This window comes from Zavarzinella formosa DSM 19928, assembly GCF_000255705.1.
GTDB classification, from domain to species: Bacteria; Planctomycetota; Planctomycetia; order Gemmatales; family Gemmataceae; genus Zavarzinella; species Zavarzinella formosa.
On the sequence record NZ_JH636454.1, the window covers coordinates 56,280 to 65,883 of the forward strand.

Annotated in this window: 15 protein-coding genes; 4 read left to right on the plus strand and 11 right to left on the minus strand. The window is 56.1% G+C overall.

What is annotated here, in order from left to right; all coding sequences use genetic code 11:
- A partial coding sequence (locus BGIM_RS56155) for a sigma-70 family RNA polymerase sigma factor (RefSeq protein WP_040892306.1) occupies positions 1-562 on the plus strand: 562 nt, incomplete at its 5' end.
- On the opposite strand, the gene BGIM_RS67685 is transcribed toward BGIM_RS56155, so the two are convergent.
- Entirely contained in the window at positions 522-956 is a 435-nt protein-coding gene (locus tag BGIM_RS67685) for a hypothetical protein (RefSeq protein WP_238537850.1), read from the minus strand. The genes BGIM_RS56155 and BGIM_RS67685 overlap by 41 nt on opposite strands.
- Positions 957-1,001: 45 nt before the next feature.
- On the opposite strand from BGIM_RS67685, the gene BGIM_RS59555 reads away from it, so the two are divergent.
- Complete coding sequence (locus BGIM_RS59555) at positions 1,002-4,232, plus strand: protein kinase domain-containing protein (RefSeq protein ID WP_238537848.1); 3,231 nt, start codon at positions 1,002-1,004, stop codon at positions 4,230-4,232.
- Between the two features lie 89 nt (positions 4,233-4,321).
- The gene (locus BGIM_RS0145545) at positions 4,322-5,272 is read left to right on the plus strand and encodes a DUF1559 domain-containing protein (protein ID WP_020476233.1); all 951 of its coding nucleotides are present in this window, start codon (positions 4,322-4,324) and stop codon (positions 5,270-5,272) included.
- A gap of 283 nt (positions 5,273-5,555) precedes the next feature.
- Here BGIM_RS0145545 and BGIM_RS0145555 read toward each other — a convergent pair whose 3' ends face one another.
- From BGIM_RS0145555 to BGIM_RS64365, 10 genes are all read right to left on the minus strand, one after another.
- A complete protein-coding gene (locus BGIM_RS0145555; protein WP_020476235.1) occupies positions 5,556-5,747 on the minus strand; it encodes a hypothetical protein in 192 nt (63 codons plus the stop codon).
- A gap of 399 nt (positions 5,748-6,146) precedes the next feature.
- Positions 6,147-6,362, minus strand: a complete 216-nt coding sequence (locus BGIM_RS0145565; RefSeq protein WP_020476238.1) for a hypothetical protein — start codon at positions 6,360-6,362, stop codon at positions 6,147-6,149.
- The gene (locus tag BGIM_RS0145570; RefSeq protein WP_020476239.1) at positions 6,359-6,643 is read right to left on the minus strand and encodes a DUF2312 domain-containing protein; all 285 of its coding nucleotides are present in this window, start codon (positions 6,641-6,643) and stop codon (positions 6,359-6,361) included. The genes BGIM_RS0145565 and BGIM_RS0145570 overlap by 4 nt, the downstream gene beginning before the upstream one ends.
- Positions 6,644-6,662: 19 nt before the next feature.
- A complete protein-coding gene (locus BGIM_RS0145575; protein ID WP_020476240.1) occupies positions 6,663-6,989 on the minus strand; it encodes a hypothetical protein in 327 nt (108 codons plus the stop codon).
- Entirely contained in the window at positions 6,986-7,951 is a 966-nt protein-coding gene (bet, locus tag BGIM_RS0145580; RefSeq protein WP_020476241.1) for a phage recombination protein Bet, read from the minus strand. Before bet ends, BGIM_RS0145575 begins: the two co-directional genes overlap by 4 nt.
- On the minus strand, positions 7,951-8,460 hold the full coding sequence (locus tag BGIM_RS0145585; protein WP_020476242.1) for a siphovirus Gp157 family protein: 510 nt from the start codon (positions 8,458-8,460) through the stop codon (positions 7,951-7,953). Before BGIM_RS0145585 ends, bet begins: the two co-directional genes overlap by 1 nt.
- 20 nt (positions 8,461-8,480) lie before the next feature.
- The gene (locus BGIM_RS0145590) at positions 8,481-8,720 is read right to left on the minus strand and encodes a hypothetical protein (protein ID WP_020476243.1); all 240 of its coding nucleotides are present in this window, start codon (positions 8,718-8,720) and stop codon (positions 8,481-8,483) included.
- A complete protein-coding gene (locus BGIM_RS68005; protein ID WP_020476244.1) occupies positions 8,720-8,845 on the minus strand; it encodes a hypothetical protein in 126 nt (41 codons plus the stop codon). Before BGIM_RS68005 ends, BGIM_RS0145590 begins: the two co-directional genes overlap by 1 nt.
- Entirely contained in the window at positions 8,842-8,982 is a 141-nt protein-coding gene (locus BGIM_RS65695) for a hypothetical protein (protein ID WP_020476245.1), read from the minus strand. The genes BGIM_RS68005 and BGIM_RS65695 overlap by 4 nt, the downstream gene beginning before the upstream one ends.
- Positions 8,969-9,214 carry a hypothetical protein gene (locus tag BGIM_RS64365; protein ID WP_029632083.1) on the minus strand — a complete coding sequence of 82 codons (246 nt, stop codon included), beginning with the start codon at positions 9,212-9,214 and terminating at the stop codon, positions 8,969-8,971. Before BGIM_RS64365 ends, BGIM_RS65695 begins: the two co-directional genes overlap by 14 nt.
- A gap of 61 nt (positions 9,215-9,275) precedes the next feature.
- On the opposite strand from BGIM_RS64365, the gene BGIM_RS0145605 reads away from it, so the two are divergent.
- Positions 9,276-9,515 carry a helix-turn-helix transcriptional regulator gene (locus BGIM_RS0145605; protein ID WP_029632085.1) on the plus strand — a complete coding sequence of 80 codons (240 nt, stop codon included), beginning with the start codon at positions 9,276-9,278 and terminating at the stop codon, positions 9,513-9,515.
- Positions 9,516-9,604 lie beyond the last annotated feature (89 nt).

Here is a 9,604-nt window from a genome sequence, read left to right on the forward strand (position 1 = left end):
GAATTGGGATCTTGCGCGTTATCGCGCGTACCTGAAAACCCGTGCCCGCGTGATCGGGATGAACCAAAAGATTCGTGTCCGGTTTGACGAGTCGGATCTGGTGCAAGAAACCCTGTTGCGGGCGGCTGATCCGGCGACGCCCCCATGTGTCGGCGAGACGGACCGGCAGCGGATCGCTTGGCTGGAGAAGATTCAGGATCGGATTTACATCGACAAGTTCCGGGCCGAGCATGCGGACAAACGGGATGTGAGCCGGGAGCAAATTTTCCAGCAGGTGTTGGATCAATCGACGGCCCATTGGGAAACCAAGGTGTTTGTCTCCGACGACACGCCGCTGGAACAATTGGTGAGGAAGGAACTGACCTTGGAAGTGGCCGCCATGATTCAACGGCTTCCCGACGACCAGCGAGACGTGGTCATCGCCCGGGAATTGCTGCACCTCAGCCTGAAGGAGACAGCCGAGGAACTCGGCAAGACCGAGGGCCAGGTGGCCGGATTGTATCGCCGCGGCCTGCAAAACCTCAAGGAGTTGTTGAGTGCCCACGCCCAATCATCGAACTGATCACGAAAATCAACTCGACGCCGCGATTTTGGAATACATGCGGGCCGAGGACGGGGGCAATCCGCTTCCCGTCCAAGAATTTTTGGACCGGCACCCGGAGTTGCGGGATGGCCTCGTCGAGTTTCTGGCAAGCCGGGGGATCGTCGCCGACGCCAACCGCGCCGATCATGAAAGGCGGCTCGACGAGGCCGTTTTGGAATACATGCGGGCCGAGGATCGCCGCGAACCGATTCCCGTCCCGATATTTTTTGCCCGGTTTCCCGATTTGCGGGACGATCTCGTTGAGTTTTTGGCGGACCGGGGTCTCGTCGTGGAGGCCGTCAAGCCTTTTGACAGCACCGCCGGGGGCGGAGCCCCCCCGGACGGGAAGCCCAATTCGCCATTTATGCCGCATGAATTCGGCGAGTATCAGGTATGGAACGAATTGGGCGTCGGCGGCATGGGGATCGTTCTGGCCGCCTATCACCGGCCGCTGAAACGCAAGGTTGCCCTAAAGGTGTTGAAGGCCGAACCGTTGACAAACCCGAACTTGGTGACGCGATTCAAGGAGGAGGCCCAAATCGCCAGCCAGTTGCAGCATCCTGGAATCGCCCCCGTCCACGAAATGGGCATGTTGCCCGATGGTCGTCCGTTCTTCGCAATGAAACTAATCGTCGGCAAGACGTTTGCCGAACTGATGGACGAGAGCCTGGCGAACAAGTCGCTGGAAAAGGACCGAGCGAGGTTTTTGCTGATTTTCGAGCAAATCTGCCAGACGGTGGCATTTGCCCACAGCCGGGGAGTTCTGCACCGCGACTTGAAACCGGCCAATGTGATGGTCGGCGCCTTTGGCGAAGTGCAGGTGATGGACTGGGGCCTCGGCAAAGTGCTGTCGGCCGGAGGTAGGGAAGATCTGAGCCGATCCTCCCTGTCGGTCGAAACCCTGCGCACCGGGGACAGCGATCTCCGGACCCAGCACGGCCAGGTGTTCGGCACATATGCGTTCATGCCGCCGGAACAGGCCAACGGCCATGCGGATTTGATCGGCCCGCCAAGCGATGTTTTTGCCCTCGGGGCCATTCTGTGTTGTGTGTTGGCCGGGCAACCGCCGTATGCGGCCGACAAGGGTTCTGAACTGATTGACGCTGCAAAGAGGGGCGACATTGGCCCTGCCCTCGGTCGATTGAAGGCTGACGCCACCGACCCCGGCCTGGTCAGCCTCGCCACCCGCTGTCTTGACCCGGATCCCTCCAAACGGCCGTCTAACGCAAGCGAAGTCGCCAGAGAGGTTCGCGCCTATTTGGATGGCGTGCAGCAAAAATTGCTGGATGCCGAACTGGGCAAGGCGAGGGCCGAGGCCGGCACTCGTGCGGAGCATCGCAGACGCAAAGCACAATTGCTTTCCCTCACGGCAATGGGGTTGTTGCTCACGACAATAATCTCAGGAATTGTCTGGTATTCGTTCAATCGGAAGCATCGGGATATGGAACGATTGGCCGAGGAAGAACGAGCTTCCACGGCAAAATATTACGAAATCCTAAACAGACATCAAATCAGGGCGTCGAACCGCAAACCGGGCTGGATATTGAAAAGCCTCGCAGAATTAGAGGTTGCGTCAAGACTTGCCGTCACCGGCAAAGATGCCACTCCGATTCGGAGCAGTCTGTTCGACTGCCTTTGGAACTTTGACGTTGTCGAATCGCATAAGATCGAGCTTCGGGAGGTGGCGGGAGGGTTGGCGACACATCCGGATGGCGAAGTCTTGGTTGTCGGGTATTATTCGCTTGTGAACGGAAAGGTGGCCCTTGATGTGATTAACCTTGTGACCGGGAAAGTGATTCGAGAAATCCGATTCTCGCCGGACAAGTTCATTGCCGATCACCGCGTGCAAGACGCGAGCCAATTGGGCATCCAGCATCTGGCCTTCACCGCGGACGGAAACTGGCTCGTCGCCGGGTCAACCGGAGCGGGGATTGTCTATTGCTGGAAATGGGCCAAAACCGATGACTTGCCACGGGCCATCAACACCCAAATGGGAAAATTTTACTCCATTACCCCCGATACCCGGCATGGAGACTCAGCGTCTGTGTACGTGTGCCGGGAGACCGAATTAACCGGACCCTCAAAAGGGCTGGCCGGCTGTTATCGGATAGCCGATGGAAAATTAACGGGTGAATTCCGCGCAAAAGAAGTGATCAGAACTATTCACCCGGCGAACAAATCAGAATCTATTTATGCGGACACCATTGACCAGGTATACCAAGGCACACTCCGCCAGTTCAACACTCTTGGTTTCGCACCGGCAATGGTGGCAAGGCATCTGGCCGGCATTTCCGATGATGATCGATATGCCATCTACAGGAACGATGGAAAAACTTACTTTGGATCGTTCAATCCTTGTGTCAATCTGGTTGAATTATTAACTTTTGCCGGACTCTCGTTTTCCGCCGACTCGGCAATATTCACTCGCGATGCCCATCATGCGCTGGTTATGTGTGATGACCGGCTCCAAATAAGATCAACGACAAATCTGATCAACACACTGGAATATGTTTTTCCAAAGAACACTCGAAAATTGTCAGGCAATCCCCTGATTGCTCAGGCGGGCAATTCTGGTTTCGCTCTCGTTGTGGGAGGAGATCAATTGCATGTCTGTCAGATCACAAAGCCGGCGATTGTCTCGTTTGTGGCCGGGGAAAGGGAGTATCTGTCGGCAATGGCTGTCAGCCATGACGGGGAATCAATTGTCACCATGGGCAGCCGAACAATTCCGCCTCATGGCGGCAAGACATGGTTAAATCATTGGAACATTTCGGGCGCCAGGCCGGACAAGCTAAATGAAACATCAATCGGAAACCTGTTCAATTCCAAACAGGGGTCTTGCAGCCTGGAGATGTCGCCAGATGGGCGATGGATTGCGGCGGTCGGTAACGTGACGAATCAGGTTGATGGTAAAGTAGTGCTGTGGAACCCGTCCAGCAATCAGATCGATCAGTCAATTGAAGCCCGTTCCCCTTTCTGGGGATGTTCCTTCGGACCACTCAATAATCTTGTCACTTTTCCAGGGCCGAAGATCGATGTTTGGAGCCGGGATGGCATGCGACCGAAACAGATTTTTTCTCAGTTCGCCGGGTTATCTCATTCAAGGAATCGATTCGACATGGGGCGTGAATACTCGATTGATGACAATCAACTGTCAAGCGGGAGCATTCACGGAGATCTCACCACTTGCGAGATCGGGGCAGACGGCATCACGAATCTGGCCGAAGCCCGAGTGACATCGTCGGCAATCGCATGTTTGAGTCATCGCGGCCTTGGCTCCGATAAAAAATTGTTTGCGGGGGATTCGAGCGGAAATTTGTTTGTTCTTGACGCAAGATCGCTGAAATTATTGCGACATCAAGCAGATTCTCATGCAGGAGTAATTACTTCGATCAATCATATCCGCGATGATGTCGTTGTGACAACGGGACGTGATTCGATGATCAAATTCTGGCGTGAATCAGGCGACAAATATTCTCTTCTTTTCGAGGGTTCGGCCGGTTCTCCTGTCAAGCAGGCATTTATCACTGCCAACGGGCGGTTGATGCATGTGTTGTGCGACGGCGACCGGGGTGTTCGAAGAGTTGATCTTGCACAAATGGAAACGGTGTTTGACTCCCTGGGAGTGGCGACGAATTCCTTCAGGTAACTCACTGTGGGGTGATTTTTTCGTGCGTTGTGGCCGGACAAGATCCGTCGTCGTTCATACTCGCCTTCTATTCTTTGACAGGAAGACCCATGACTCGTCACATCCTCGCACATTTTTGGATTCGGCGTGCGTTCACGCTCATCGAACTCTTGGTGGTAATCGCCATCATCGCCATTCTGATCGGTTTGTTGCTTCCGGCCGTCCAGAAGATCCGCGAAGCCGCCAATCGGATGAAGTGTTCCAACAATTTGAGGCAAATTGGACTGGCGTTGCACAACTACCATGACATGGCGGAAAAGCTGCCGCCCGCCCGGTTCAATGCCAGCGGGGCGAACATCGTCCGGGGTTCATGGGCGACCCTGATCCTGCCAAACTTGGAACAGGGCAATGCCTACAACGCCTGGAACATGAATATTTCGTATTACGACCAGACGGACCCCGCCCGCCAGGCTCAAGTCTCGATTTTCCTTTGCCCCAGCCGTCGTTCGCCACCACAACTGAGCGCTGACGTTTATCGATCCCCGGCCGGGGTGTTTGATCCGTCTCAACCACGAAAGGGTTCTCTCGGTGACTATGCCGTGTGTTCCGGCAACGGAGACCCCGCATTCCCATGGAACGGGGTCGGAACCGGCAACGGTGCGTTCGTTCACATTGATGTCCCGTCGAACGCAAACATCGATACCTCGCGTTTTCCGGTGAGCTTTTCGTCCATCACGGACGGATTGAGCAACACGGTGTTCGCGGGAGACAAACACGTCCAACAAGGTCTGTATGGCGATGCGAGCAAGGGAGATGCGGCTTTTTTCAATGGTGATCATCCATGGACGTTTAGCCGGGCATTGGGGATTGCCATGCCTGTGGCGAAGACAATCACCGAATCCGCCGATGTCAGCGCCACCAATGCCAAATTCGGGAGCAGTCATACCAATACCGTCAATTTCCTGATGGGTGATGGCAGTGTCCGGTCGGTATCCTTGACCACCGATCCGAAGATCCTGGATACCCTTGCCACACGCGCAGGCGGCGAAGTCGTGCCGTGAATTCGAGGCCCATCCGCCCCGTGATCCCTCTCTGATCATGGGAACGGCCGGAGGCGTCAATGACCGCTTTTCCCAAGCGGATGCCCGACTCTGCGTGATTGTCAAAGCTCATTTCGCCATCCCTCACGCTGCCTCTCGATACGATCTGCCCATGACGGCAACTCGCGCAGCCTGCTGGCCGACTCGGCCCACTGTTCATCTCTGGTCATCAGATACAACCGCATCATGATCCGCTCGATGACCGGGATGTCGACAGGCCGGCAGGCAATGGTGGGGTTACAGATCATGTGCGGGTGATGACCTTCGGATACCGATCAGCGAACGTCCGCCCTGTCCCGCATTTGTCGCATTTATGCGGGTATTGGGGCGAGTGAGTCATGAGCATGATGCCGGTCGGAGCCATTTCACCGACGCCGCAATCGTCACACTGGTAATGGACGCTGAAGGTTTTGACCTCTTGTTCGATCTCACTCATCAGCTTTTCCGTTCGGTAGGATTCGTGTGCTTCAGAGCCAGCCGCATTACCTCCGCAGCCTCGCCATAATAACAAAACGCCGGTCCTTCTCCGCGAACGCCGTTAATGGTCGCGTTTCGGCCCCAGTCGATAAAGGAACCGTCCGGTTGAGGTATGAGGCGAATTTGCTTCATGGAACCAGCCAATTCCAAAGGAGCTGACCTGCAAGGCATCCCAAGAGAAAGATGGCGAATCTCATCATGGAATACTCCTCTCGTAAAGCGTTTGCTCCCGATAAACGGCCCCGTAGCCCGCTGACCAGTTATCCGATGTGCTGTCTAACACAAAAATGACGTAAAGGATAGCGGCACATGCGAGTGTTAGAATCAGGGTGATGGACTTCATGTCAGGACTCCAATCTCATACTGATTCACCATGATCGAACATCTTCTTGACCTTCTTCAGAATCGCCTCCAAATCCTCGATCTTGTCGAATGCCCATCGGTCAGTCTTGATGACAAAAAATTTTCCACCGCCGGCATCTTCCATCGAAACATCGAGCAGTTGTATGCCCTCGCCACAGGAATCAGGCTCTTGGGTGAAGCAGGCCGAGCCGGTTGCCAGTTCGATTGTCACTCATCCTCGCTTTCAAACAAAGGAAGCATCCCGAGGGCGGCCATATATGTGTCCAGAACCGTCTCCTCCTCTTCCCGCTGACCGGCGTCCATCCGTCGCAATTTGAGAATCTTGCGGATGGCTTTCACATCGAAGCCATTGCCCTTGGCCTCGGCGAACACATCGCGGATGTCGGAGCCGATTGCGGTCTTCTCGGATTCCAGCCGCTCCACCCGGTCGATGATGCTCTTGAGTTGATCGACGGCAACGCCACCCGCCTTGTTGTGTCCGACTTTGGTCATGCAGTGATTCCTTTCTTCGTTAAGTTGCGTGTTTGTTCGCCGCCCGCTCGGAGGCTTCCTTGGTCCGCATCAGGTCCACAAACGTCTGAATCGACGCATAGCGCACCTTGGCGATGTTGGCAATCTTCCTCGCCTCGACCATTGATTTGACGTGCTTCAGATAGTCGGGGTGGCGAAAGGCATGGGCCTCCCTGGCCGCCATGCTCCCGTCCGTTTCATCGGCGAGTTTGGACAGCACGACTTTCTTGGTTTCCTCGAAGAGATCGGCGGCGGCATTCGCCTCGGCCCATTCCGTCCCGGCCGTGATGAGTTTCTGGTAGATGTCGGACGGGCTCAACGCGGTCACGCCGCCGTTTCCATGTTCGCGGCCGACAGACGGGAGCGGAGGTGTTCCATCTTCTTTTTAAGCTCCAGGGCATCGTTCGGGGCGTAAGACCAATACTGCCGGAGACCGTGGACGTTCTGGTCGTTCCAGAAGTCCAGCGCCGCCACGTCAGAAAGCGTTCCAACGTATTCCAATGTCCGGTCAGCGAATTGGCCCAGCGGAATGAGTTGCAGCCCGCCGGACATTTCAAAGATGGCGGGGATGGTGTCCTTGGATGCCGTCCGCTTGAGCCGCTCGTCGCGCTCATAGGCTTCGACGGCCTCGGTCGCCGACATGTCGAGAGTGAGCTTGTCCAGTTCCTCCTGAACGTACATCCCGCTCATGTCCTCCGGCCAGCCCCTTCGCAGGGCCTGGGCTTCGGCACACTTCCCAAGCATGACATGGGGCATGTTCTTCCAATTGCCTTCCTTGAGCGTGCGTTTGCCTTTGGGCACCCGTTTCTTCTTCGGCTTCCCCGAATCCTCCCAAACCTCGCCCGTGTCCACGAAATCGAATGCGGCGTGTTCCAGCGGGGCGAACTCGTCCCACCGTGCCTCGCCGGCGACCGGATACCACTGCCTGTCGGGGCCGAATTTGAACACTTTGACGACGGCCTTCACCAATCCCGCCGGATTGGAATCGGGATCTTTGGCGGTCGGGTCGGTTTCAAACACCACGGCGTCCTCGGCGGGCCGGTAATCTCCGCTCCGCTGCGCCTTCGCCCGGTAGCCGTCGATGCTGGTGACGATCACCAGTTGCCGCTTGTCGGCCTTGTCCTTGTTGTAAACGTGGGCGTAAATCTGCTTCTTGAACGGGTCAAGACCTTGCTGCTTGCAAATCTCAATGAACAGGTCGAACTCATCCTGGCTGGTGTCTTTGGCGACCGTGCGGCGAATGAGGGTGAGTTGCGAGGCCGAATAGCTCCGGTGGGCGATGTCTGACATTACTTCCTCCTGATCGTTAAACTGATTTTTCCATTGCCAACCGTCACCCCGTCGATGATTTCGCCGTCGATCAGCACGGCTTCCCGCAGAGCCCTTTTGTCGAGTTCCGGGGGTGGCTGCACGAAAAACTTGGCAGGCAGCCGCGATTCGTCCGTGATGGTGATATCAGGCTTGCGGCGGGAGATGCTCAAAGTGAGGATGGGGGAGGCGATGGTCGCTTCCCCGCGAATGTCCATACATTGCAGGACGACATCCCGAAGAGTTTCGGCGGTTCGCGTGACTCGCTGTTTTCTCGCCTGTAACTCCTTGATGCGTGCCTCGATCACTTCGGCCTGCAATTCTCTCTCAACCGCCTCCTCGGCGATCTCCAGGCATAGGGATCGAAAATCGTCAGACTCGGCCAGACCCGCGGACAGATCAAGGCATCCGTCATCTTCGGCGACATAGCGAATTTCTTTCAACCGCCTCAGCTTGTGTCGAATGTCTTGGGGTTCTTCGTTCTGCTGCATAATCCTTCTTTCTATTGTGGTCAGACATCCGTCCTCATGGCCCGCTCGTGCTTCCCGGCGACGAACGCCAAATCACGAAATGCCTTGCTGAGTTCTGTCAGAGCTTCGGATGCCAGCATGGGCTTCCGCTCGTCGTCGGTGATGTCGGCCTTGCATACCTCGTGAATGTCCATGTCCAGCAGGGCATCCACCGCCAAACCCAACTGAAGGAAAGCGATGGTGGATTGCGACCGACCGGCGAATGGCTTGGTTTTTACCATCACATGATCCTCTCGTAAACTTCGGGGTGGGATTCCAACTCCCTGTCTTCGATCAGGTGGCTCAAACACACGCAGATCGTGAGCAGGATCACGAAGACGCCGATTCCTTGAAAAACGCCGCTCATTGGCGGGACTCCGGGCGTTTGACGTTCCGCTCCTGATACTCACGGATTAGCGTCGCCACGCGGGGCATGTCGGCGGCGAGGGGGTTGGGGGTGCGGAGCAAGCGTTCCGTCCCGGACAGGATATTATTGTTTTCCATGACGGGACTCCTTTTGGGCTTCGGCAAGGACGCACAGATAATCCGAGCGGTCGGGGCAGGCTTCCTCAAGCGGTGTCAGGACGACATTTGCCGATTCCTCGCGCTTCAACACATCAGCCAGGACGACCGACACGCCCAGCGGGAAGACAATCGTCGCCCCGACGGCCAGTGAAATAATAACGGAATAGGGAGTTTTAATATGCACGGCTGCCTCCTTGTTAGTTGTTGACATCTTGTCGTCACCGGTTCAGAGTAGCCCTGTCAAATCCTTCGCGCAAGCATTTATTTACGTCATGACAACACAAAGCGATATTCCCCAGAAAGATCAACTGGTTGCGGCCCTCGCCCGTGCGGACCTGATCACCATGATCCAGGCGGCCGGCCTGTGCGACATGTCCCGACAGGCCTTTTACGACCACATCGAGCGGGGTCAATTGCCCGCGCCCGTTCAGGTCGGCCCTTACCGGCTATACCGCCGCGCCGACGTGATGGAGTGGAACGCCAACCGCCAGAAGAGGAAAGTCAAAGCATGAACATCCTCGGCCATCGCACCACGATCCAAGACCGGCTGATGATGCAGTTACGACAGAAGGCCCGCCCCAACGTCCCTGTCTTCCTTGAC

Bases quoted from the DNA above. Each gene is read 5' to 3' on its own strand.
- BGIM_RS67685 (WP_238537850.1), bottom strand. From the start codon at position 956: ATGCGGCATAAATGGCGAATTGGGCTTCCCGTCCGGGGGGGCTCCGCC.
- BGIM_RS59555 (WP_238537848.1), top strand. From the start codon at position 1,002: ATGGGGATCGTTCTGGCCGCCTATCACCGGCCGCTGAAACGCAAGGTT.
- BGIM_RS0145545 (WP_020476233.1), top strand. From the start codon at position 4,322: ATGACTCGTCACATCCTCGCACATTTTTGGATTCGGCGTGCGTTCACG.
- BGIM_RS0145555 (WP_020476235.1), bottom strand. From the start codon at position 5,747: ATGAGTGAGATCGAACAAGAGGTCAAAACCTTCAGCGTCCATTACCAG.
- BGIM_RS0145570 (WP_020476239.1), bottom strand. From the start codon at position 6,643: ATGACCAAAGTCGGACACAACAAGGCGGGTGGCGTTGCCGTCGATCAA.
- bet (WP_020476241.1), bottom strand. From the start codon at position 7,951: ATGTCAGACATCGCCCACCGGAGCTATTCGGCCTCGCAACTCACCCTC.
- BGIM_RS0145585 (WP_020476242.1), bottom strand. From the start codon at position 8,460: ATGCAGCAGAACGAAGAACCCCAAGACATTCGACACAAGCTGAGGCGG.
- BGIM_RS0145590 (WP_020476243.1), bottom strand. From the start codon at position 8,720: ATGGTAAAAACCAAGCCATTCGCCGGTCGGTCGCAATCCACCATCGCT.
- BGIM_RS68005 (WP_020476244.1), bottom strand. From the start codon at position 8,845: ATGAGCGGCGTTTTTCAAGGAATCGGCGTCTTCGTGATCCTGCTCACG.
- BGIM_RS65695 (WP_020476245.1), bottom strand. From the start codon at position 8,982: ATGGAAAACAATAATATCCTGTCCGGGACGGAACGCTTGCTCCGCACC.
- BGIM_RS64365 (WP_029632083.1), bottom strand. From the start codon at position 9,214: ATGTCAACAACTAACAAGGAGGCAGCCGTGCATATTAAAACTCCCTAT.
- BGIM_RS0145605 (WP_029632085.1), top strand. From the start codon at position 9,276: ATGACAACACAAAGCGATATTCCCCAGAAAGATCAACTGGTTGCGGCC.